Raw genomic sequence first — 22,751 nt, 5'->3', positions numbered from 1 at the left:
GCCGGGGGAGCCGGGGCGACCGGGTCACCCGGCGCGAGCTGAACGGTGGGTGAACGTCTGCTGGGGCCCTGGCGCGATCCGGGGATGTTTTGTACCGTGGAGAAACAAAGTGGCCCTCGCCCGTTTTCCCTGACCGGCGGGCGGGGCCGCCTTGTCCTCCGGGGGCTGCCGTGTGCCCTCGTCCGCGCCCTGAGCCTTGGAGCTGCCGATGACGGCCACCGCCGTGCTCACCGCCCGCGCCCTCCTGCTGGACATGGACGGCACCCTCGTCAACTCCGACGCCTCGGTCGAACGTGTCTGGCGGCGCTGGTCCGAGCGGCACGGGCTCGACGCGGACGAGGTCATGAAGGTCGTCCACGGACGGCAGGGATACGCGTCGATGGCGCTGCTGCTGCCCGGCCGGCCGATGGAGCAGAACTACGCGGACAACGCCCGGATGCTCGCCGAGGAGACGGCCGACACCGAGGGTGTCGTCCCGGTCCCCGGGGCTCGGGAGTTCCTCGTCTCGCTGCGGGGGCTGCGGCACGCGCTCGTGACCTCCGCCGACGTTCCGCTCTCGACGGCGCGGATGGCCGCGGCCGGGCTGGACGTGCCCGAGGTGCGAGTGACCGCGGAGTCCGTCGGGGCGAGCAAGCCCGACCCCGAGGGCTTTCTGAAGGGCGCCGCCGAACTGGGTGTGGCGCCCGCGGACTGTGTCGTGTTCGAGGACTCCGGGGCCGGGATAGCGGCCGGGCGCGCTGCCGGGATGACGGTGGTCGGGGTCGGGCCCCGGGCCGCGTTCCACGCGCCGGACGTGGTGGTGGACGACCTCACGCGGGTGCGCGTGGAGGCGGTGGGGGACGGGACGATCCGTCTGTACGTCGGGTGACGCACGCTACGGTCACATAGGGCCGGGGGCGGTCAGACGTGGGCGGCGATGGTGCGCGCGCACTCCAGGGACTCGGTGTGTGTGGTGTCCACCTCCAGGTCGTAGCGCACGCCCTCGTGCACCAGGTGTGCCTGTGACGCGGCCATGCCCCGGACCCGGTCGCCCCGGGCGATCTCACGCCCCGCGGCGACCGCGCTGTCGCATCTGACGCCGACCCACAGCACGTCCAGTCCGTCCAGGGCCTTCTGCCAGCGCTGCTGGGAGTGCGGTCCGCCGAGGAAGACGTCGTCGACGATGATTCTGGCGCCGGCGCGGGCCATCGCGGCGATGCCCTCGGTCCAGGCCGCGTCCAGGGCGCGGAACTCCGCGCCCACGCTCACCCCGCCGTCCGCCGCGAAGGTGATCCCTCCGTCCGAGCCCCGCATCTTCGCGGGCAGCGCCTCGACGAACGAGTCGACGCCGAAGGCCGGCCACGGGTCCGGCAGCACCTCTTGCAGGCACCGTACGATGCCGGACTTGCCGGAGCTCGAACCGCCGTTGAGAACGATCACCTGGGTGGTCACGGAGTCACAGTAGGGCGGTCGGGCCGGTCACGGCTCCTTGGTTTCCGACTCCAGCTTCGCCCGCGTCTCCCGGTCGTAGACGCCCAGATCGTCGGTCTGGATGCCGCGTGACCACTGGTAGGTGCGGACGGCCTCCTCGAGCCGGCTGTCGTAATCGCCGTCGGTGTCCTGGTCGTAGAGGTACAACTGGCGCAGCCGTAGCTGGAGTTCGGTGACCTCCGGGCCGCGGTCGCCCAGGCGCAGGACGGTGGGGCCGCCGTTCTGGCGGGAGTTGCCCGGGGGCACGTTTTCCGGGCTGGCCGGGGCGGACGTCCGGGATGCCGACGGGGTGGCCGACTGCGACGGGCTGGGTGAGGCGCTCGGCGTGGACGGCGACGGGGAGGCCGACGGGCTCCGGGTGGCCGGCGGCGGCGGTGCCGCGGGGGCTGACGGCGCGGCCTGTGCGCTCTCCGCCGGTGGTGTGGACGCCGCGCTGCTCGACGGGGCGTCCGGCACGCTCGCCCGGAGGTCGTCCGGCAGCGCAGATTCCCGGGTCGGCGCCTCGTAGGAGAACAGCCCGCTGGCGTACCCGGCCGCGGCCACCACGGCGACACAGGCCCCGGCGGCCGCGGCGAGCAGCGCGTTACGCCGCCGACGCCGTGGCCTGCGCCCGGCCTCGTCCGGCTCCGGCAGGCCCCGGCCCGGTCCTGCCGTACCGGCGAAAAGCCGCAGATCGGTGACGCTGAGCTCGGCCGCCCCGGGGGCCAGGGGCGTCGGGAGGACGGAGGTGGGCGGGGAGACCGGCAGCACGGAGGTGTCCGGCGAGGCCGGCAGCAGGGTGGTCGCGTCCGGGTCGACCGGGCGCAGGGGCATGGTGGCGTCGGCGGGGGAGGGCGACGGGGCCCCTTGGGCGCGCGAGGCTTGCCCGGGGTTCGTCACGGGCCGTCGCGGGGCGCCGCCTTCGGCCGCCCGCGCGGGGGCGTCGGTGCGCAGGGGTTCCGCAGGGTGGTTCTGGGACGGGGGCGGGGCGTCGTCGGCCGCCCGCCGGGGGGTCCGTCTCGGGGCGTCGTCGGTCGTCCGCCCGGGGGCGTGGACGTGCGAGGCCTCCGCCTGCGGGGAGGTGGTTGCACCGTCCGCCTGGGTTTGTCGCGGGGCGCCTTCTCCCGCTTGGGCGGGGGCCTCGGCGTGTAACGCCGCCGCGTGCGGGTGCTCGGCCGGGCCGTTCGCAGAGGGGCGTCCCGGGGTGCCCTCGTTCTCAGGGGGCCGTGTGGGCGTGTCGGGCGCGAGTTCGACGTAGGGGCGGATGCGGAGTGGGTCGAAGTCTTCCGCTGCTGCCGCCTCCGTCGTGCGGGCGTTGTGGAGGGCCTCTGCGGCGCGGTGGGTGCAGGTGCAGGAAGGGGTGTTGTCCGGCTGTCTGGGCGTGCCGCACTCCGGGCACGGGTGGCCGTTCAGCTGTTCCACGCGTTCCTCCCTCCCCTCGCGAACTCCAGAGATTATCCAGATCTTCTCCACAGTGCGGAGGGCGCACCCCGGAACGAAGGCTTCCAAAAGGACTCGGCGGGCCATACCGCGTCACACCGGTCACGATGGAAAATGTCACAGGACCCCCGGGAGGTCTCATGGCTGGACATGCGCACGTCACGAAGGCGCCGGACCAGGGCGCCGCCGTCCAGGAGCACGTGTCCGGGAACGTACTGGTCTCCATCGGCGCCCTGCTCCTCGGAATGCTGCTCGCCGCCCTCGACCAGACCATCGTGTCGACCGCGCTGCCCACCATCGTCAGCGAACTCGGCGGCATGGATCACCTGTCCTGGGTGGTCACCGCCTACCTTCTGGCCGCGACCGCCGCGACCCCGCTGTGGGGCAAACTCGGCGACCAGTACGGCCGCAAGCGGCTGTTCCAGACGGCGATCGTGATCTTTCTCGTCGGCTCCGCGCTGTGCGGCACAGCGCAGGACATGACCCAGCTCATCGTCTTCCGGGCCGTGCAGGGGCTCGGCGGCGGCGGGCTGATGGTGCTGTCGATGGCCATCGTGGGCGATCTCGTCCCGCCCCGCGAACGAGGGCGCTACCAGGGGCTGTTCGGGGCAGTGTTCGGGGCGACGAGCGTGCTCGGGCCGCTGCTCGGCGGGCTGTTCACCCAGCATGCGAGCTGGCGTTGGGTGTTCTACGTCAACCTGCCCGTCGGGATCGTGGCGCTCGCCGTGATCGCGGCCGTGCTGCACATCCCGCGCCGGGCGCAGCGGCACGTCATCGACTACCTCGGTACCTTCCTGATCGCGGCCGTCGCCACCTGCCTCGTGCTCGTCGCCTCCCTCGGGGGCACGACCTGGGGCTGGGGATCGGCGCAGATCGTCGGGCTCGCGGTGCTCGGCGTCGTTCTCGCCGTCGTCTTCGTGGCCGTCGAGCGGCGGGCCGCCGAACCCGTCCTGCCTCTGAAGCTCTTCCGCGTCCGCACCTTCACGCTCGCCGCCGTGATCAGTTTCGTCGTCGGCTTCGCCATGTTCGGCGCGATGACCTACCTGCCGACCTTCCTCCAGGTCGTGCAGGGTGTCAGCCCGACCATGTCCGGTGTGCACATGCTGCCGATGGTGCTGGGGCTGCTGCTGGCCTCGACGGCCTCCGGGCAGATCGTCAGCCGGACCGGCCGCTGGAAGGTGTTCCCGGTGGCCGGCACCGGCGTCACCACGCTCGGGCTGCTCCTGCTCCACCAGCTCGACGAGCACAGCTCCACCGCCGAGCTGAGCGGTTTCTTCTTCGTCTTCGGACTCGGACTCGGCCTGGTGATGCAGGTCCTCGTGCTCATCGTGCAGAACGCCGTCCCGTACGAGGACCTGGGCGTCGCCACCTCCGGCGCCACCTTCTTCCGCTCCATCGGCGCCTCGTTCGGCGTGGCCGTCTTCGGCACGATCTTCGCGAACCGGCTCGGCGGCCAGCTCACGGACGCCTTGCGGGGAGCACAGCTGCCGCCCGGCGTCTCCGTGGCCGCGCTGGAGGCCGACCCGCGCGGCATCGCCGCCCTGCCGCCCGGCCTGCGCCCGCCGGCCCTGCACGCGTACGCCGTCTCCATCACGGACGTCTTCCTGTACGCCGCCCCCGTCGCGCTGGTCGGCTTCGTGCTGGCCTGGTTCCTGAAGGAGGACCGGCTGCGCGGCTCGGTCACCGCGCCCGACGTCACCGAGACCCTGGCCAGCAACCCCGTCGAGAGGTCCTCGTACGACGAGGTGTGCCGAGCGCTGTCGGTGCTCGGCACCCGCGCGGGGCGGCGCGAGATCTACCGGAAGATCACCGCCCGGGCGGGCTACGACCTGCTGCCCGCGGCGAGCTGGCTGCTGCTGCGGATCAGGCGGTACGGCTCGGTGGAGCCTGCCGTGCTGGCCGAGTGGATGCCCGTGTCGCTGCCCGTGATCATGGAGGCCGCCCGGCAGGTCGAGGAGCGGAGGCTCGCCGTGCGCACGGGCCTCGACATGGTCCTGACCGACCGGGGACGCGAGGTCGCCGAGCGGCTGGCACAGGCCCGCGAGGAGTCTCTCGCCGGGCTGCTCGGCGACTGGTGGGGGCCGGACCGGCCGACCGATCTGGTGCAGCTCGTGCGGGAGCTGAACGGCGAACTGTGCGGCTCACGGCGGGAGCGGCCGTATGCCGAGCGGCCGGTGGAGCGGGTCGGCTGAACAAGGGTGGTTCAGGTGAGGTGCTTGGTGAACCAGTGCTCGGCGTACGGGTTGTCGTTGTACGGCTCGGTCTCCGTGTAGCCGAGCCGGGCGTAGAGGGCGCGGGCCTCGACGAGGTCGCCGCGGGTGTCGAGGACTATCCGGCCGGCGCCGAGCGCGCGGGCGGCGTTCTCGGCGGTCCCGACCAGGAGCGCGGCGCCGCCCTTGCCGCGCATGGACGCGTGCAGGAAGACCCGCTTGAGCTCGGCGGTCGTGCCGTCCAGCAGCCGTACGCCCGCGGTGCCGGCCGGCTCACCGCCGTACCGGGCGACCAGCAACTGCCCGTGCGGCAACGCGAGTTCGGCACCCGGCTGGTTGGCGATCTCCCGCTCCAGCTCGTCCGGGTCGGTCCGGCGCCCCTCGTGGAGCAGGTACCAGCGGTCGCTGACCTCGGTGTAGTACGCCCGCCACAGGGCGGCGGCGACGGGGGAGTCGTGCGGTTCCGGGGCCACGGTCCAGGTCATGACCGGCATTCTCGGCGGGTGCCGTACCGGGGCCGCAACCGAATTACCCGGGGCCTCCGCGCCCCGGGGCGGCCCGGGCGCCGTTTGGGGGCCTGCTTCCGGGCTACCCGGTCGGCGAACCGGCTCGCGAGGAGAGCCGGTTGGGCCGAGAACCCGGAAGGCATTCATGTCCACTGGCCTGATCATTGCTCTGATCGTGATCGTGGCGGTCGTCGTCATCATCGCGGCCGTCATGACCCTGCGCGCCCGAGGGGCTCGGCGCGGCCCGAGCCTGAAGCGGCGCTTCGGACCCGAGTACGACCTGGCCGTCGCCCGGCACGACGGCGACACCAAGGCCGCCGAGCGCGAGCTCGCCGAGCGCGTGGAACGCCACGGTGACCTGCGCGAACGAGCGCTTGAACCGGCGCAGCGCGAGCAGTACGAGGCGCGCTGGACGGCCGCCCAGGAGCGGTTCGTCGACTCGCCGCGGGAGGCGGTCGCCGAGGCGGACCGGCTGCTCGCGGAGCTCGCCGGTGCCCGGGGCTTCCCGGACGGCGGGCAGTACGAGGAACAGCTCGCCGCGCTGTCCGTGCACCACGCCCACCACGTGGACGGCTACCGGCGCGTGCACCGCGCGGCACACCTGCGCGCGGACGACGCCCGGGAGGGCGGCACCGGTACGGAAGACATGCGTGAGGCCATGGTGGCGGCCCGCGCCCTGTTCGAGGAGCTGGTGCGGCCGGCCCGCCATGACGGCGGAGGCCACGCCGCAGGCCCACACCTGGGCGGACGCCACGACGGCGGACGGCACAAGGCTGCGGTGAGCGGCGACCACAAGGCTCCGGCCGCCCGCGGCGGGCACGTGCCGTGGGCGCTCCACCGACGTCAGGCGAAGGAGAGTTGAGATCCGATGTCCGACATGAACCGACCGCCCGGCGATGACACCCCTGCCGCCCGCGGCTCTGCCGACCCGGGCCTCCGCGGCTCCGCCGGTCCCGACGCCCAAGGCCCCGCCGGCCCGGCACCCGCGGCTCCGCCGGCCTCGACGCCCGCGGCTCCGTCGGTCCCGACGCCCGCGGCGAGACCGCCCTGGGCACCGGCCACGGCACGACGCCGCACGGCATCGACAGTTCGACGGACCGCGCCACCGGAAAGGGGACTGCTGAAACCGCCGGGACCCCCGGAACACGCAGCACGCACCTGCTCCCCCACGACGAGTCCGACAAACTCGTCTCGCAGTTGCGCCACGCCGTCGCCGAGTTCGTCGACGCGCCCCGGGCCGCCGTCGAGGAGGCCGACCACGTGCTGGAGGAGATCACGGCCCGGTTCACCGAGGCCGTGACGCAGCGCCGCCGCACCCTGCGCCACTCCTGGCAGTCCGTGGAGGGCGGCGAGGGCAAGCCCGTGTCGAGCGGCGACACCGAGCAGCTCCGTCTGGCCCTGAAGGACTACCGGGAGCTGGCGGAACGGCTGCTCCACGTGTGAGCGGAGCGGCCCCGCTCACTTGTCCGCCCGGCGCTCCCGCCACTGCCGTACGACGTCCTCGACGTCGTACGGCTTCTTGCCCAGCGGGGGGCCGGGCGGCGGCTTGAACATCATGTCGCGGATCTTGTCGTTGATCTCGCCGATGATCTTCCTGACAGCCTGCTCCGACGGAGCCGCGTACGCGGCCGACAGTGCGTCCTCCGCCTCCTTGCGCAGCGCCAGCGTCGGCGGCAGGACGGAGATGCCCTCGCGGGCCATCTTCCGCTTGACCCACCAGAGTTCGTCGTAGGCGGCGTCCACATCGGCCGGCAGCGGCTTGCCCGCCCCCGGCAACCGCTCGAACTCGCCGCGTGTCTCCGCGTCACGGATCTGCTTGTCGACCCAGGACTCGAAGTCGACGCCGGGTGGCTTTCGCTCGGTCATGAACCCATTGTGCCGGACACCGCGCAGCCGGGCGTTTTATCATGCGGCGGGCTTGCAGACCCACCCAGGACGTCTCAGGAGGAGCGCACGTGCTCGAACTCACCATGGCCGCCGTGTCCGCGGCGGAGGAGGGTGCCACGGCCGGCATGCTCATGGCCGACGCGCCCAGCGAGCCGGGTGCCGTGCTGCGGGTGGGCCGCGACAAGTCGGTGTGCCGGCTCTCGACACCGGACGACTGGCTGTTCGTCTCCCGCGTCCACCTGGAGTTCCTGTGCGGGGCCGACGGGACCTGGCAGCTGACCTGGCTACGCGGCTCCCAGCCCGACCCTTCCTCCGAAGTCCGGCTCATGGTCGGGGAGTACGCCCAGCCCCTCGGCTACGGCGGCACCGTCCCGCTGCCCAGGGGCGGCAGCGGCGAGGTCGTCGTCCAGGACCGCACCGCCCCGCGCAGCGTCAACGTGGGCTTCTACCACGAGGTGTGACGCCGGGGCTCACGCCAGCACCCGTGCCAGCGCGAACCCGTCGTACCCCTTCATGCCGACCGTCTGGATCGCCGTTCCGCTCAACCGCGGATGGCTGCCGATCAGTTCGATCGCGGCGCGGGTGCCCGTCACGTCCGGGGCCGTGCTCGCCGCGTCGGTCACGCGGCCGCCGCGGACGACGTTGTCGAGGACGATCAGGCTGCCCGTGCTGGTGAGCTTCACGGCCCACTCCACGTAGTGCGGGTTGTTGACCTTGTCGGCGTCGATGAAGACCAGGTCGAAGGGGGGCGGGTTCTCGTCGGCCAGCTTGGGCAGCGACTCCAGGGCCGGGCCCACCCTGACCTCGACGAGCTTGTCCAGGCCGGCGCGGGCGATGTTGCGGACGGCGACCTCGGCGTGCTTGGGGTCGTACTCCAGGGAGACCAGCCGTCCGTCGGCGGGCAGGGCGCGGCCCAGCCAGATGGTGCTGTAGCCGCCGAGCGTGCCGATCTCCAGGATGTGGCGGGCGCCCTGGATCTGGGCCAGGAGCTGGAGGAGCTTGCCCTGGTTGCCCGCCACGTTGATGTGCGGAAGTCCGGCGGCGTCGCTGTCGCGCAGGGCGGCCGCCAGGGCTTCGTCGTCCGGGGCGAGGCGGGCGGTGAAGTAGGCGTCGACCTCGTCCCAGACGTGCGATTCGCTCATGCACCTCTACCTTTCGTACGTATAGTTAGCATGCCTAACTAGTGGCGGTGACGAAGATACGTGGTGCACCGCTTCGCTGTCAGTGGGATGTGGCCCGGCGTGTCTCAGCCGGTCACCGACGGAGCCGAACCCGGCAGCGGACGCCCCGCCGACTCGGCCATGCGCCACACCGCGAAACCGCCGATGACGGCCGCGGCCATCATGTAGTACGCGGGCATCATCATGTTCCCGGTCGCGCCGATCAGGGCCGTGACCACCAGCGGCGTCGTGCCGCCGAACAGGGACACGGAGACGTTGAAGCCGATGGACAGGGAGCCGTAGCGGACCTTCGTCGGGAACAGTGCCGGGAGCGCCGAGGGCATCGCCGCCGTGAAGCAGACCAGCAGCAGGCCGAGGGCTCCCATGCCGAGCGCGACCGCGAGCAGGCTGCCCTCGCGGATCAGCAGCAGGGCCGGGACCGACAGCAGCAGGAAGCCCGCGCAGCCGGTGGCGATCACCGGGCGACGGCCGACCCGGTCGGTCAGCGCGCCGGCGAACGGCTGGACGATCATCATCAGGGCCATCACGCCGAGGACGACGAGCAGGCCGTGCGTCTCGTCGTAGTGGAGCTGACCGGTGAGGTAGCTCGGCATGTACGACAGCAGCATGTAGTCGGTGACGTTGAAGACCAGCACCAGGCCGACGCAGAGCAGCAGCGCACGCCACTGGCCGGTGATCATCTCGCGCAGCGGCACCTTGGGGCGGTTGGTCTCGGCCTTCTCGACCTCGGCCGCGAACGCCGGGGTCTCCTCCAGGCGCAGCCGCAGGTAGAGGCCGATGATGCCCATCGGGCCCGCGATCAGGAACGGGATGCGCCAGCCCCAGGAGGTCAGGTCGTCGGCGGAGAGCAGGGCGGTCATCACCGTGACCAGGCCCGCGCCGCCGATGTAGCCGGCGAGGGTGCCGAACTCCAGCCAGCTGCCGAGGAAGCCGCGCCGCTTGTCGGGGGCGTACTCGGCGATGAACGTGGAGGCACCCGCGTACTCGCCGCCGGTGGAGAAGCCCTGCACGAGGCGGGCCACGAGGAGAAGGATCGGCGCGCCGACACCGATCGTCGCGTACGACGGGATCAGGCCGATGGCGAAGGTGCCCGCGGCCATCATGATCATGGTGAACGCGAGGACCTTCTGGCGGCCGGCGCGGTCGCCGAGCGGGCCGAAGACCATGCCGCCGAGGGGGCGGACCAGGAAGGCCGCGGCGAAGGCGCCGAACGTGGAGAGCAGCTGCGCGGTGGGGTTGCCCGACGGGAAGAAGACCTTGCCCAGCGTGACCGCGATGTAGCTGTAGACACCGAAGTCGAACCATTCCATCGCGTTGCCCAGCGCGGCCGCCTTCACGGCGCGCTTGACGAGCGCGGGGTCGGTGACGGTGGTGTCGGTGGATTTCGCCGCGCGGCTCTTCAGGCCGGACGCGGGAACGACGACTGAGGCAGTCGACAAGACTCGCTCGCCTACCTTTCGACGGGGACAGGGACGCGGTCCGCGCGGCGGCGCTGTCGTACGGGCCGAAAAGCGACGATAGGCGGGCAAAGGCCCTTTACGGGCGGTACGCCTTTCGTTGCAGGGTGCATCTAAACACCGGCTATGCAGGCACGTATGCCCGTCCGGGAGCGGTTCCCACAGGATCTTGATGTGATCCTTCTCGCGTCGATGAGAGGCAACTCCACCCCTCGCGGACTATCGTCGTCCGGAAAAGTGAGGACGGACGTCAGGTGAACCGGGGGTAGCCCACGTCCTCCTCCCGGGGGTGACGTGTGGGGCGGGAGGCCAAGGGGGCGTGACGAACGCGGAACGCAGCGGACGACCGGCGGAAGCCTTCGAAGCGACAGCCGTCGGCGGGGCCCACGCACGCCTGCGCATCGCCTGCCTCGGACTGTGGCTGATCGTCGCGGCCCTCGCCGCACGGCAGGCGGCCGTCGTCCTCGGCAGCCCCCGCGGGGAGCGGCTGACGGACCTGGAGACCTGGCTCGGGCCGAACGGCGTGCTGCACGTGACCGGCTCGCTCTACGACTCCACCCGCTTCACCGGCACCCCCTTCGGCGGCCTCGTCCTCAAGCCCCTCACCCGTGCGGCCGAACAGGCCCTCGGCTGGGGCTGGACCTTCGGCACGCTGCTGCTGGTCGTCGCCCTCGGCCTGGTCGCCGCCCGCGCCCTGCCCCAGCCCCTCGGCCGCCGCACGACCCTGCTGGCCGCCCCCGTCGCCATCGGCCTGCTCATGCTGTCCCTGCCGGTCCGCAACACCCTGTGGCTCGGTCAGACCAGCATCATCCCGGTCCTGCTCGTCCTGCTGGGCTGCTTCGTCGCCCACGGCCAGCGGACCAGCGGCCTGCTGATCGGCGTCGCGGCCGCGCTCCAGCCCACCCTGCTGCTCTTCACGCCCCTGCTGTGGTTCACCGGCCGCAGACGCGCCGCGCTCTCCACCGGCGTCACCTTCGCCGCCTGCACCGCGCTCGCCTGGGCCGCGATGCCGCACGACTCCCACACCTACTGGGTCCACCACATGGCCGGCGTCGGCCTCGGCGGCCGGGCCGACGACCTCGGCAACCAGTCCCTGCACGGCGCCCTGCTGCGGCTCGGCCTGAACGGCCCCCTGGAGGTCGCGCTCTTCCTGGCGCTCGGCGCGGCCGTCGCCGTCCTGGCCCTGCGCCGGGCCGTGCGCTACTTCGACGACGGCCAGCTCCTCCTCGCCGTCGCGGTCACCGGCTGCGCCGCGATCGTCGTCTCGCCCGCCGCCTGGCAGCACCAGCTGCTGTGGGTGCTGCTCGCGGTCGTCGGCCGGGCCGGCAGACGCGCCTGTGACCGGTACGTCTGGCCGGTCGCCGTCGTCCTGGTCATGACCCTGCCGGCCAGGATGATGCTGCCGGACATGCCGTCGCTGGACCCGCTGCGCACCAACCTCGTCCTGCTCGCCGCCCTCGCCGCCGCCACGGCCGTGCCGTTCCTCTCCCGCACCTGCCCGTACTACCAGTCGCCGCTGCCGACCGAGTACGCCCCCACCGCCCCGGCCCGCTTCAGACACATCCCGCTCGTGCCCTTCCTGCGCCGGGTCCTCACCAGACCGAACCTCCTCCTGGAGCTCCTCCTCATCCGGGTCACCTACGCCGCCTACTCCCACGTCCGGCTCGCCGCCACCGGGGCAGCTTCTCGGCCGGCCGGGCCGAGGCCGAGGAGAACGGCCGGCAGATCCTCGGCCTGGAACGCGCCCTGCACATCGACATCGAGCACTGGGCCAACCACACGGTCGTCGGGATCGACCGGTTGCGGAACTTCTTCGACTTCTACTACGAGTCCTTCCACTTCGCCGCCCCGCTGACCGTCCTCGCCCTCCTGTACTGGCGCCGCCCCGCCGACTACCGCTGGGCCCGGTCCGCCCTGGGCCTCGCCACCCTGCTCGCCCTGGTCGGCTTCTGGCTCTACCCGCTGGCCCCGCCCCGGCTGATGCCGGCGCTCGGCTTCATCGACACCGTCCACGGCGTCCAGGACTTCTCCCAGCCCTACTACGGCACGCTCACGGCCCTGACCAACCAGTACGCGGCGATGCCGTCCCTGCACTTCGGCTGGTCGCTGTGGTGCGGCATCGTGATCGCCGTCCTGGCGCGCCAGTGGTGGATCAAGGTCCTGGGGCTGCTGCACCCGCTGCTCACCGTGTCCGCGATCGTCGCGACGGCGAACCACTGGGTGCTGGACGCGGTGGGCGGGGCCCTGGTGGTCGGGGCCGGCTTCGGGCTCGTGTACGTACTGACGGGGCCGCGGCCGGCCACCGCCGACCCGCGGCAGGAGTCCCGGGCGGCGAATGCGAGCACCGGCCGGTCGACGAGCTCCGTGTGAAGGCATCCCGACGGGGGCTCTGTGCTCTCATGAACCGGGTCACGCACATCCACGCCCGCGGATGCAGCCATCACTCAGCACCTGGACACCACGGGCACGATCCCGGGCGCACGCGGCCCACGCCCCGCGCCGCCCCGGCCGTCCCCGCGGGCGGGCCGGTGGGCGGTCCGGTGGAGACGGCCGCTTCCGGCCGCTGTTCCCGCACTGGCCGCCCTCGCCCTCGGCCTGTGGGGAATCGAGCGGCAGGACAGCATGTTGCGCGACGTCCGTCACCTACCAGGTCGCCCACCGGTCACCGGGTTGACTGTGGGGTCTGCTGGGCCAGATCGACGCCGTGCACGGCCTGTATTGCATGCCCATGTCACGCCGTGTTCGCCGTGTGGGAGGGCGGCCTGGTCGCCCTCCGGCTGCCCTCGGTGGTGGCAACCGCCCGCGCCGCGGCCGGAGTCGGGGCGATCGGCACCCGGCTGGCCGGACCCGGGCCGGCACCCTCACGGGACTCGTCTTCGCGGTGCTGCCCCTCATCCAGCAGTACGCGCAGGAGGGCCGCTCGTACGCGCTGGTCACCGCGGGCGTCACCTGGGCGACGTACCTCCTCCTGCGCGCCACCACCGACCCCCGCGCCCGCTGGTGGACGGCGTACGCCCTGACGCTCGTACTCGCCTCCTGGCTGCACGAGTTCGCCGCGCTGGCGCTCGTGGCCCACGGGCTGACGCTGTGGCGGTCCGGCCCGGCACGCCGGGACGCGTGGCGATGGGCGCTCGCGGCCGCCGCCGTGGGGGCGAGCTCCTGCCTCTGGCGGTGATCAGCGCCGGGCAGGCGGAGGCACAGCTGGGCTGGCTCGGACCTCCGAGCCTGAGCGCGTGGCTGCTGCGGCGCTCTCGGCGGCGGCCGTGGCGCTGTGCCGGCTCCTCCTGCGCGTGGGCGCCCCCGGGGCCGTCTCCCTGACCCGCCTCGCCCTGCCGCTGCTCATCGCCCCGGCCGGTCTGCTGATGACGATCTCGCTGGTCAAGCCGTGGTACGTCGACCGGTACGTGCTGTACGGCATGACAGGCCTGGCCCTGCCCGTCGGGACCGCCCTGGCGCGGGCTATCGGCCAACGGCACCGACTCGCCCCCGTCGCCCGGGTGCTGACGACGTGTCTGCTGGCCGGGGCGGCGGTCGCGGTCCTGCTGCCGTGGTCGCTGCTGGCCCGCTCGCCCGAGAGCCGCAAGGACGACGTGGTCGCGGTCGCCCGGGTGGTGGAGCGGCAGGCGCACCACGGCGGCGGGGTCCTGTTCATGCCGTCCCGGCGCCGCGAATGGCTCCTGTCCTACCCCGAGATCTACGACCGCCTCGACGACCTCGCGCTCGCCAAGCCCCCGGCGGTCTCCCGCACGCTGTACGGCACCGAGCTCGCTGGCGCCGAGATCCGCCGCCACATCCTGGCGGCCGACTGCATCGTCGCCCTCCAGGATCCGCCCGGGCAGCCGCTCGACGGCTTCCCCGAGGAGGAGGTCAAACGCCGGAGGCTGCGGGCGCAGTTCGTGGTGTGTGAGCGGACGAGGGTGCATGGGGCGGAGGTGGTCGTCTATGTCCGTCGGGGAGTCAGCTCCTGCTGAAGACGGCCACGACATGTGCGGTCGGCGTCCTACGACTCCAGATATCTCAGGACCGCCAGGATCCGCCGGCTGTAACCGGTGGTGTGCGACAGTTCCAGCTTGTCGAAGATCATGTTGAGGTTCTTCTCCACCGAGCTCAGGGAGATGTGCAGCTTGTGTGCGATCGCCGTGTTGGTGTGGCCCTGGGCCAGGGCTTCCAGGACACTGCGTTCGCGGGGCGTGAGGCGGGTCAGAGGATCCCCGTGCGTCGTGCGGATGACCAGCTGGCGCACCACCTCGGGATCGATGGCGGCGCCGCCCGCATGGATGCGTTCCAACGCGTCCAGGAACTCCTCGACCTGAGCGACTCGGTCCTTGAGGAGGTATCCCACCCGTTCCGCAGTGGAGGCCAGCAGCTGCGCCGCATAGTTGCGCTCGATGTGCTGGGACAGCAGCAGTACGCCGATTTCCGGCCACCGCTCGCGGATGTCCAGCGCCGCACGCAGGCCCTCGTCGGTGTGGGTCGGAGGCATCCGAATGTCGAGGACGACGACGTCAGGTCGCCGCAAGGTCATCTCCTCCACCAGAGGGCCGGCGTCACCGAACGCGCCCAGAATCTCGTGGCCCTCTTCGGCGAGGAGCCGGACCAGCCCCTCGCGCAGCAGGGTCGAGTCCTCGGCGATCATCAGGCGCATGGCAGCTCCGCGGTGATGGTGGTGGGGCCCCCTTCGGGGCTGTCGACGCGCAGGATGCCATCCAGCGCGGCCACCCGACTGTGCAGCCCGCTCAGCCCGCTGCCCGAAGGGTTCGCGCCGCCCTTGCCGTTGTCCTGGACCCGCACCGCGAGCACTCTGCCACGCAGCACCACCCGCACAGAGACGGCCGTGGCACGGGAGTGCTTGGCCGCGTTGGTCACGGCCTCCGACACCACGAAGTACGCAGCGGTCTCCACTGGTTGCGGCAGTTCGCCACCAACCTCGAACTCCGTGCGGACGGGGATGCTGCACCGCTCGGACACGCCGCCCAGCGCCTCCTTGAGCCCCAGGCTGTCCAGCGCCGAGGGATAGACACGCCAGGCCACTGCGCGCAGCTCCGCGAGGATGTCCTGGGATTCCTGGTGTGCTTGGCGCATCAGTGCGTCCGCGCGCCCGGGGTCGCCGCGGCCCCGGCGGGCCCGGCCGAGCAGCGTGGCGAGTGCCACCACGCGCTGCTGGATCCCGTCGTGCAGATCCCGCTCGATGCGTCGGCGTTCGGCGTCCACGGCCTGTACGACCGCCGCCCGGCTGGCCGCCAGTTCGTGGACGCGCTGCCGCAGCAGCTCCTGCTCGGAGGGGCCGAAGCACTCACGGGCCATCCGCGCGTCCAGCTCGGCGAGCGAGCGCAGCCCCTGCAGGTCGAGGAACAGCAGGACCCCGCCGAGGACCACCTGCCCCAACACGTTGTGCCAGCGGAGGCTTCCCTGGAGCATGCCTCCCATGAGCACTCCCGCCAGGACGACACCGAAGGCGAGCAGGGCGACGACGGCACTGCACACCAGTCCCGCGAGCGAGCGGACCGCCAGGTAGCGCAGGATCTTCTGGCCGGACACCTCGTAGTGCTCGGGGAAGCGGTCGCCGAAGAAGGCGGACCGGCGAGCTCGCTCCAGGACCGTCAACCGGCGGGCTCCCGCCATGAGGATGTCGAGGGCGCTGGTCCGGGTGAGCGGCCACAGCAGAAAGGGGCCGAGGGCGGTGCCGACACCGAGGAAGTAAAGGGAGCCGAGCAAGGCCGTGGCACAGCCGAGGAGCGCACCGATGCTCCGACTCGGCCAGGAGGGTGGCCGAATGGGCGTGGCGTCGTCCTCGCCGGAGTCCCCCTGCACGGGGGCCGAGCGTAGTGCGGCTGCGCATGCGGAGCAAGATCGCTCAGGTGGTGCGGGAGGCGCAACCATCGTGCGGGAGTGCTGGTGGTGGGTCATGAAGGGCGGCGGTGCCGGGGACGGTTGCGGCCACGCAGCCGTATGGCCACGTACGCCACGAGGGCGACGACCACCAGGACAAGTACCACCTTGGAAAAAATCCCGACGTAGGTCTCCACGACCTCCCACTGGTCACCCAACCAGTAACCGGCCATCACCAACGCGATTCCGGCGGGGATTCAGTGGCGTAAGTCGACGTACAGCGGCGACCAGGGCGGTCAGTGCCTCGAAGTCGCCGAGATCCCGCAGGTCACCATCGCAATACGCGACTCCAAGAACCCGGCGGGACCGATCCTCACCCTCGACCCCGCCACCTTCACCACCTTCGTCAACTGGACGACGACTACAACCGCTGAATGATCGTGCCGGTGGCCAAGGCGCCCCCCGCGCACATCGTGATCAGCGCGAACTCCTTGTCCGCGCGCTCCAGTTCATGAAGCGCCGTCGTGACGAGCCGGGCCCCGGTGGCTCCCACCGGGTGCCCGAGCGCGATCGCGCCACCGTTCACGTTCACCTTCTCCAGGTCCTGCTCGAAGACCTGCGCCCAGCTCAGGACGACCGACGCGAACGCCTCGTTGATCTCCACCAGGTCGATGTCCTTGAGGGACATTCCGGCCTTGCCCAGCACCGCCTTGGTCGCGTCGATCGGCCCGTCGAGGTGGAAGTGAGGGTCGGAACCCACAAGCGCCTGGGCCACGATCCTGGCCCGGGGCCTCAGCTTCAGGGCGCGAGCCATCCTCTTCGACGCCCACATGATCGCCGCCGCTCCGTCGGAGATCTGGGACGAGTTGCCGGCCGTATGGACCGCCGTCGGCATGATCGGCTTCAGCGCGGCCAGCGCTTCCGCCGTCGTGTCGCGCAGGCCCTCGTCCTTGTCGACCAGACGCCACATGCCCTGCCCGGCGTACTGCTCCTCCTCCGTCGTCGGCACCTGGACCGCGAACGTCTCTCGTTTAAAGCGCTCCTCCGCCCAGGCGTGGGCGGCCCGCTCCTGGGAGGCGAGGCCCAGGGCGTCGACGTTCTCCCGGGTCAGGCCACGGTGGCGGGCGATGCGCTCGGCGGCCTCGAACTGGTTCGGCAGGTCCACGTTCCACTCGTCGGGGAACGGCTTGCCCGGCCCGTGCTTCGAGCCCGACCCGAGCGGCACCCGGGACATCGACTCGACCCCGCAGGAGATGCCGACGTCGATCACGCCCGTGGCGACCATGTTGGCCAGCATGTGGGAGGCCTGCTGGGAGGACCCGCACTGCGCGTCGACGGTCGTCGCGGCCGTCTCGTAGGGGAGCCCCATCGTGAGCCAGGCCGTGCGTGCGGGGTTCATGGACTGCTCGCCGGCGTGGGTGACCGTGCCGCCGACGATCTGCTCGACGCAGTCGGCCGGAATGCCGGTGCGGCCGAGGAGTTCGCGGTAGGTCTCGCCCAGGAGGTAGGCGGGGTGCAGGTTGGCGAGCGCGCCGCCGCGCTTGCCGATGGGGGTGCGTACGGCTTCGACGATCACGGGTTCGGCAGCCATGGGTGCGGGTCCTCTCCGGGAGGCTACGCGGAACTAGTACGCGTTCTAGTTCTGTCAGCAGTGTGCTGAGGGCTGCTCGCCGACCGCAAGAGTCGTGCGGGTAATTGGGGGGCCCGTGCCCCTTGCTACTTATAGAACCCGTTACTACCGTCACCGCAACTCCGCACAGCTGACGAGCCGTCAGAATCAGAGTCGGTACGAGTGGTGGGAGCCGCCATGTCCTGTCCCGCGCTGCCCGAGGGGTTCGACTTCACCGACCCGGACCTGCTGCACAGCCGCGTGCCCCTGCCGGAGTTCGCCGAGCTGCGCCGGGTGGAGCCGGTCTGCTGGGTGCCGCAGCCGGCGGGTCTCGCCGGATTCCAGGACGAGGGGTACTGGGCGGTCACCCGGCACGCCGACGTCAAGTACGTCTCCACGCACCCGGAGCTGTTCTCGTCGTACCTCAACACGGCGATCATCCGCTTCAACGAGCACATCGAGCGCGACGCCATCGACGCGCAGCGGTTCATCCTGCTGAACATGGATCCGCCGGAGCACACGCGGGTGCGGCAGATCGTGCAGCGCGGGTTCACGCCCCGGGCGATCCGCGCGCTGGAGGAGCGGCTGCGGGCCAGGGCGCACGCGATCGTGGCGAACGCCCGCGCGCACACTGGCCCCTTCGACTTCGTCACCCAGGTCGCCTGCGAACTGCCCCTCCAGGCGATAGCCGAGCTGATGGGCGTACCGCAGGAGGACCGGGACAAGATCTTCGACTGGTCCAACAAGATGATCGCCTACGACGATCCCGAGTACGCCATCACCGAGGAGGTCGGCGCCGAGTCGGCCACGGAGATCATCGCCTACGCGATGAACATGGCGGCCGACCGCAAGCAGTGCCCCGCCCACGACATCGTCACGCAGTTGGTGGCGGCGGAAAACCAGGGCAACCTCAACTCCGACGAGTTCGGCTTCTTCGTGCTGATGCTGGCCGTCGCGGGCAACGAGACCACCCGCAACGCCATCACCCACGGCATGCACGCCTTCCTCACCCACCCCGAGCAGTGGGAGCTGTACAAGAGGGAGCGGCTGTCGACGACGGCGGAGGAGATCGTGCGCTGGGCGACCCCGGTCGCCGCCTTCCAGCGCACCGCGACCCAGGACACCGAACTGGGCGGCAAGTTGATCCGCGAGGGCGACCGCGTCGGCCTCTTCTACGCCTCCGCCAACCACGACCCCGAGGTCTTCGACGAGCCGGACGACTTCGACATCACCCGCGACCCCAACCCCCACCTCGGCTTCGGCGGCGGCGGCCCGCACTACTGCCTGGGCAAGTCCCTCGCCGTGCTGGAGATCGACCTCATCTTCAACGCCATAGCCGACGCCATGCCGGATCTGCGACTGGTCGAGGATCCACGTCGGTTGCGGTCGGCGTGGATCAACGGAGTGAAGGAACTGCGGGTGCGTACCGGCTGATGTAGCGGGCCGGGCAGGGAGAAGGCGACGGCCCCGGGGATCAGGGGGCCGCCGCCTGGTCGTCCACAGAAGCAGGGCTCGACCCCTGCCCGCAAAGACCCCTCGTACTAGGACTGGCCGCACAAGCGGGAAGGGTCCGCCCTGTGAGCGGGGGCTGGCCCTACGGCCCCGCTTCGTACGTGACGTGGGTCATGTGGGGGGCCTCACGTCCGGGGCGCGTCGAACGTGACCGGCGTCTCGAAGGCCGCCCGGCGGGTGGCGCGGCGCAGTGCCCGGAGGACCGCGGGACCGAGCGTGAGCGTCAGGACGACCGTGACGACGGCCCGGCCCAGGTCCCAGCCCAGCGAGGTGGCCAGGCAGTACGCGAGAAAACGGGCCAGGTTGGTGGCGACCGCCGCGTGCGGGTCGAAGGCGACGCCGGAGGCGAGGGCGCTCATGAAGGGCCAGCCGGCCAGGTTCATGACCGTGCCGTAGGCGAACGCGGCGAGGAAGCCGTAGACCGCGAGCAGCGCGAGCTCCGCCCGTCCGCGCAGCCGGTCTGGGCCCGGCAGCAGGCCCGCGCCCATCGCGAACCAGCCCATCGCCAGCATCTGGAACGGCAGCCACGGGCCCACCCCACCCGTGAGCAGCGCGGACGCGAACATCGTCACCGAGCCGAGGACGAACCCGAACCCCGGGCCGAGGACCCGCCCGCTCAGCACCATCAGGAAGAACATCGGCTCGATCCCGGCGGTACCGGCGCCGATCGGCCGCAGGGCCGCCCCCGTCGCGGCCAGCACGCCGAGCATCGCGACCGCCTTCGGGCCGAGCCCGGACTCCGAGATCGCCGCGGCCACCACCGCCACGAGCAGTACCAGCAGGCCCGCGAAGAGCCAGGGCGCGTCCTGCGCGTGGGCGCTGAGCCGCGAGGTGGGCGGGGTCAGGAACGGCCAGCCGAAGCCGACCACGCCCACGGCGCTGACGAGGGCCAGGGCGGCGACGGAGCGGGGGCCGAGGCGGACGGCCCGGGCCTGCCTCTGGGGGTTGCTCCGGGTGTCCATCAGCCGGTCCCGCGGAGGGCCGCGCGGACCTGGGCGACCGTGAGCCACTGCTGCGGGGCCAGGATCTTGGTGACCTGCGGGGCGAAGGAGGGGGACGAGACCACGACGTCCGCCGTCGGGCCGTCGGCGATCACCTCGCCGTCGGCGAGCAGCACCACCCGGTGCGCGATCTCGGCGGCCAGCTCCACGTCGTGCGTGGCCAGCACGATGGCGTGCCCCTCGGCGGCCAGAGCCCGCAGCACACCGACCAGACGGGCCTTCGCCGCGTAGTCCAGGCCGCGCGTCGGCTCGTCCAGCAGGAGCAGCGCAGGCCGGGCGGTCAGCACCACGGCCAGGGCGAGAGCGAGCCGCTGCCCCTCCGAGAGGTCCCGGGGGTGGGTGTCGTCGGTGACGCCGGGCAGCAGTTCGCAGACCAGGGCCCGGCACGTGCCCGGTTCGGCGTCCGCGTCCTCGTCTGCCGCCGCGCACTCGGCGGCGACGGTGTCGGCGTAGAGCAGGTCGCGGGGTTCCTGCGGCACGAGACCGACTTTGCGTACGAGGTGCTTCGGTGCGGTGCGGTGGGGGACTGCGTCCCCGACCCGGACGGATCCCGAGGTGGGTGTGACGAGGCCGACCAGGGAGCCGAGGAGGGTGGACTTTCCGGCGCCGTTGCGGCCCATGAGGGCGATGGTCTCGCCGGGGGTGATGGTGAGGTCGATGTGGCGGAGGGCCTGGATGCGGGCGCGGGTGACCGAGAGGGAGCGGAGTGCGCCTGCCGGGGTGGGTGGTTCGGAGGGTTCGCGGGTGCGGGTTGTGGGGGGCTTGTCGCGCAGTTCCCCGCGCCCCTCAGGGGCGTCTTCCAGCTGTTGCCTCAGATCTGCTGCCCTGCGCCTGGCGTCGCGGACCGTCATCGGCAGGGGTGTCCAGCCCGCCAGGCGGCCCAGGGCCACCACCGGCGGATGCACCGGGGAGACGGCCATCACCTCGGCCGGCGGGCCCAGCACGGGGGCCGCCCCCGGGCTCGGCAGCAGGACGACCCGGTCGGCGTACTGGATGACGCGCTCCAGGCGGTGTTCGGCCATGAGGACCGTCGTGCCGAGGTCGTGCACGAGCCGCTGGAGGACCGCCAGGACCTCCTCGGCGGCGGCCGGGTCGAGCGCGGAGGTCGGCTCGTCCAGGACGAGGACGCTCGGGTGCGGGGTGAGGACCGAGCCGATCGCGACGCGCTGCTGCTGGCCGCCGGAGAGCGTGGCGATCGGGCGGTGGCGCAGGCCGGCCAGGCCGAGCAGGTCGAGCGTCTCCTCGACGCGGCGTCGCATCACGTCCGGGGCGAGGCCCAGCGACTCCATGCCGTAGGCGAGTTCGTCCTCGACGGTGTCGGTGACGAAGTGGGAGAGGGGGTCCTGGCCCACCGTGCCGACGATGTGGGCGAGTTCGCGCGGCTTGTGGGCGCGGGTGTCGCGGCCGGCGACCGTGACCCTGCCGCGCAGGGTGCCGCCGGTGAAGTGCGGGACCAGCCCGCTGACCGCGCCCAGGACGGTGGACTTGCCGACACCGGACGGCCCGGCCAGAAGGACCAGTTCACCCTCCGGGACCTCGAAGTCGATGCCCTGGACGGTGGGTTCGGCGGCCCCGTCGTACGTCACGGACACGTCCTCGAAGCGGATCACGACGGCTCCTTGGGGTCGGGGGCGACGAACGCGGGCAGCAGGCCGAGGAGGACCGCCGCCGCGGGCCAGAGCGGGAGCGTGGGGGCCACGAGCGGCACCACGCCGGGGTGCAGGGCCGCGGGGTCCCGGGCCGCGGCGAGCGTGAGGAGCGCGGCGACCGCCACGCCGGAGGCGACGACCAGCCAGGCGCGCACGTCCCAGCGGTCGGGGCGGTAGCGGGTGCGTAGCGAGCGCCGTCCGCCGAGCCGGAGACCCGCGAGGGCGGCGGCGAGGCCGATGAGGAGTACCGGGATGCCGTAGGTGGCGCCCTCGGCGGTGAGCAGACCGTACGTTCCGGCGCACACGCCGAGCAGACCGCCGAGGGTGAGGGCGGTGGTGGTGCGGCGGACGGCGGCGGGGACCTGGGCGGTACGGCCGTAGCCGCGGGCGTCCATCGCGGCGGCGAGCGACACGGAGCGCTCCAGCGCGCCCTCCAGGACCGGCAGGCCCACGTACAGCAGGCCCCGGACTCCCTTGTCCGGGCGGCCGCGCAGGCGGCGGGCGGCGCGGAGGCGCTGGACGTCCGCGATGAGGTGGGGCGCGAAGGTGAGGGCTACGACGACCGCGACGCCCATCTCGTACAGGGCGCCCGGGAGGGACTTGAGCAGGCGGGAGGGGTTCGCGAGGGCGTTCGCTGCGCCGACGCAGATGAGCAGGGCGGCCAGTTTCAGGCCGTCGTACAGGGCGAAGGTGAGGGCCTCGGCGGTGACCTCGCCGCCGAGGCGGATGCCCTGGGCCCAGGCGGGGAGGCCGATTTCGGGGAGGGTGAGGAGGGTGTGCGTGCCGGGGATGGGGGAGCCGAGGATCGTGGCGAAGAGGAGGCGGATGAGCAGGACCGCGAGGGCAAGCTTGACGAAGGCGCCGTAGGAGCGGGACCAGGGGGTGTCGGGGCGGCGGGTGGCTACGACGTAGGCGGAGACCGTGATGAGGAGGGTGAGGAGGAGGGGGTTGGCGGTGCGGGTGGCCGCGGTGCCGAGGGCTAGTGCCCAGAGCCACCAGGCGCCGGGGTGCAGGGCAGTGG

21 protein-coding genes and 2 pseudogenes are annotated in these 22,751 nt (G+C 72.1%); 10 read left to right on the top strand and 13 right to left on the bottom strand.

What is annotated here, in order from left to right; all coding sequences use genetic code 11:
* The first annotated feature begins 208 nt into the window (after positions 1-208).
* Entirely contained in the window at positions 209-868 is a 660-nt protein-coding gene (locus V8690_RS12565) for an HAD-IA family hydrolase (RefSeq protein WP_338778330.1), read from the top strand.
* A 32-nt stretch (positions 869-900) separates the two neighbouring features.
* Here the strand turns inward: V8690_RS12565 and cpt are convergent, their stop codons facing one another.
* Positions 901-1,431 carry a chloramphenicol phosphotransferase CPT gene (gene cpt, locus V8690_RS12560; protein WP_338778329.1) on the bottom strand — a complete coding sequence of 177 codons (531 nt, stop codon included), beginning with the start codon at positions 1,429-1,431 and terminating at the stop codon, positions 901-903.
* 27 nt (positions 1,432-1,458) lie between these two features.
* Positions 1,459-2,871 carry a peptidoglycan-binding protein gene (locus tag V8690_RS12555; RefSeq protein ID WP_338778328.1) on the bottom strand — a complete coding sequence of 471 codons (1,413 nt, stop codon included), beginning with the start codon at positions 2,869-2,871 and terminating at the stop codon, positions 1,459-1,461.
* 158 nt (positions 2,872-3,029) lie between these two features.
* Here V8690_RS12555 and V8690_RS12550 point away from each other — a divergent pair, with 158 nt between their 5' ends.
* On the top strand, positions 3,030-5,081 hold the full coding sequence (locus V8690_RS12550; RefSeq protein ID WP_338778326.1) for an MFS transporter: 2,052 nt from the start codon (positions 3,030-3,032) through the stop codon (positions 5,079-5,081).
* Positions 5,082-5,092: 11 nt separating this feature from the next.
* On the opposite strand, the gene V8690_RS12545 is transcribed toward V8690_RS12550, so the two are convergent.
* Positions 5,093-5,584, bottom strand: a complete 492-nt coding sequence (locus V8690_RS12545; RefSeq protein WP_338778324.1) for a GNAT family N-acetyltransferase — start codon at positions 5,582-5,584, stop codon at positions 5,093-5,095.
* A 166-nt stretch (positions 5,585-5,750) separates the two neighbouring features.
* Between V8690_RS12545 and V8690_RS12540 the strand changes: the two genes are divergently transcribed.
* Positions 5,751-6,467, top strand: a complete 717-nt coding sequence (locus V8690_RS12540; RefSeq protein WP_338778322.1) for a hypothetical protein — start codon at positions 5,751-5,753, stop codon at positions 6,465-6,467.
* 335 nt (positions 6,468-6,802) lie between these two features.
* Positions 6,803-7,048: a hypothetical protein gene (locus V8690_RS12535; RefSeq protein WP_338778320.1), complete on the top strand. Its 246-nt coding sequence runs from the start codon at positions 6,803-6,805 to the stop codon at positions 7,046-7,048.
* 15 nt (positions 7,049-7,063) lie between these two features.
* Here V8690_RS12535 and V8690_RS12530 read toward each other — a convergent pair whose 3' ends face one another.
* Positions 7,064-7,471, bottom strand: a complete 408-nt coding sequence (locus tag V8690_RS12530) for a DUF1992 domain-containing protein (RefSeq protein WP_338778318.1) — start codon at positions 7,469-7,471, stop codon at positions 7,064-7,066.
* 89 nt (positions 7,472-7,560) lie between these two features.
* Between V8690_RS12530 and V8690_RS12525 the strand changes: the two genes are divergently transcribed.
* Positions 7,561-7,953: a hypothetical protein gene (locus tag V8690_RS12525; RefSeq protein ID WP_338778315.1), complete on the top strand. Its 393-nt coding sequence runs from the start codon at positions 7,561-7,563 to the stop codon at positions 7,951-7,953.
* A 9-nt stretch (positions 7,954-7,962) separates the two neighbouring features.
* Here V8690_RS12525 and V8690_RS12520 read toward each other — a convergent pair whose 3' ends face one another.
* Positions 7,963-8,634: an O-methyltransferase gene (locus V8690_RS12520; RefSeq protein WP_338778312.1), complete on the bottom strand. Its 672-nt coding sequence runs from the start codon at positions 8,632-8,634 to the stop codon at positions 7,963-7,965.
* A 104-nt stretch (positions 8,635-8,738) separates the two neighbouring features.
* Complete coding sequence (proP, locus tag V8690_RS12515) at positions 8,739-10,076, bottom strand: glycine betaine/L-proline transporter ProP (RefSeq protein ID WP_338785327.1); 1,338 nt, start codon at positions 10,074-10,076, stop codon at positions 8,739-8,741.
* A gap of 373 nt (positions 10,077-10,449) precedes the next feature.
* Here proP and V8690_RS12510 point away from each other — a divergent pair.
* The 3 genes and pseudogenes from V8690_RS12510 to V8690_RS12500 all read left to right on the top strand — a co-directional run bounded on the left by V8690_RS12510 (position 10,450) and on the right by V8690_RS12500 (position 14,101).
* Positions 10,450-12,500 (top strand): annotated as a pseudogene (locus tag V8690_RS12510) (bifunctional glycosyltransferase 87/phosphatase PAP2 family protein).
* Positions 12,501-13,011: 511 nt separating this feature from the next.
* Positions 13,012-13,305: a hypothetical protein gene (locus V8690_RS12505; RefSeq protein WP_338778310.1), complete on the top strand. Its 294-nt coding sequence runs from the start codon at positions 13,012-13,014 to the stop codon at positions 13,303-13,305.
* 58 nt (positions 13,306-13,363) lie between these two features.
* Positions 13,364-14,101, top strand: a complete 738-nt coding sequence (locus tag V8690_RS12500) for a hypothetical protein (protein ID WP_338778307.1) — start codon at positions 13,364-13,366, stop codon at positions 14,099-14,101.
* Between the two features lie 29 nt (positions 14,102-14,130).
* Here V8690_RS12500 and V8690_RS12495 read toward each other — a convergent pair whose 3' ends face one another.
* From V8690_RS12495 to V8690_RS12485, 3 genes and pseudogenes are all read right to left on the bottom strand, one after another.
* Positions 14,131-14,775, bottom strand: coding sequence for a response regulator transcription factor (locus V8690_RS12495; RefSeq protein ID WP_338778306.1), 645 nt, complete (start codon positions 14,773-14,775; stop codon positions 14,131-14,133).
* Complete coding sequence (locus V8690_RS12490) at positions 14,766-15,941, bottom strand: histidine kinase (RefSeq protein WP_338778304.1); 1,176 nt, start codon at positions 15,939-15,941, stop codon at positions 14,766-14,768. The genes V8690_RS12495 and V8690_RS12490 overlap by 10 nt, the downstream gene beginning before the upstream one ends.
* A gap of 92 nt (positions 15,942-16,033) precedes the next feature.
* Positions 16,034-16,198, bottom strand: a pseudogene (locus V8690_RS12485) (DedA family protein); the annotation flags it as partial.
* Here V8690_RS12485 and V8690_RS12480 point away from each other — a divergent pair.
* Positions 16,191-16,397: a DUF397 domain-containing protein gene (locus tag V8690_RS12480; RefSeq protein WP_338785326.1), complete on the top strand. Its 207-nt coding sequence runs from the start codon at positions 16,191-16,193 to the stop codon at positions 16,395-16,397. The pseudogene V8690_RS12485 and the gene V8690_RS12480 sit on opposite strands and share 8 nt — an antisense overlap.
* Here the strand turns inward: V8690_RS12480 and V8690_RS12475 are convergent.
* A complete protein-coding gene (locus V8690_RS12475) occupies positions 16,381-17,550 on the bottom strand; it encodes a steroid 3-ketoacyl-CoA thiolase (protein WP_338778301.1) in 1,170 nt (389 codons plus the stop codon). The two genes, V8690_RS12480 and V8690_RS12475, sit on opposite strands and share 17 nt — an antisense overlap.
* A 216-nt stretch (positions 17,551-17,766) precedes the next feature.
* Here V8690_RS12475 and V8690_RS12470 point away from each other — a divergent pair, with 216 nt between their 5' ends.
* Positions 17,767-19,002 (top strand): cytochrome P450, encoded by a 1,236-nt coding sequence (locus V8690_RS12470; protein ID WP_338778299.1) that lies wholly within the window; start codon positions 17,767-17,769, stop codon positions 19,000-19,002.
* Positions 19,003-19,205: 203 nt separating this feature from the next.
* On the opposite strand, the gene V8690_RS12465 is transcribed toward V8690_RS12470, so the two are convergent.
* From V8690_RS12465 to V8690_RS12455, 3 genes are read right to left on the bottom strand one after another with little or no spacing between them, the layout of a single operon-like run.
* Positions 19,206-20,042 carry an ECF transporter S component gene (locus V8690_RS12465; RefSeq protein ID WP_338778298.1) on the bottom strand — a complete coding sequence of 279 codons (837 nt, stop codon included), beginning with the start codon at positions 20,040-20,042 and terminating at the stop codon, positions 19,206-19,208.
* A complete protein-coding gene (locus tag V8690_RS12460; protein WP_338778297.1) occupies positions 20,042-21,691 on the bottom strand; it encodes an ATP-binding cassette domain-containing protein in 1,650 nt (549 codons plus the stop codon). Before V8690_RS12460 ends, V8690_RS12465 begins: the two co-directional genes overlap by 1 nt.
* Positions 21,688-22,743, bottom strand: coding sequence for an energy-coupling factor transporter transmembrane component T (locus V8690_RS12455; RefSeq protein ID WP_338785325.1), 1,056 nt, complete (start codon positions 22,741-22,743; stop codon positions 21,688-21,690). Before V8690_RS12455 ends, V8690_RS12460 begins: the two co-directional genes overlap by 4 nt.
* Positions 22,744-22,751: the final 8 nt, after the last annotated feature.

Source organism: Streptomyces sp. DG1A-41 (assembly GCF_037055355.1).
In the GTDB taxonomy this organism is placed as follows: Bacteria; Actinomycetota; Actinomycetes; order Streptomycetales; family Streptomycetaceae; genus Streptomyces.
This window is presented reverse-complemented; position numbering and strand designations above follow the sequence as displayed.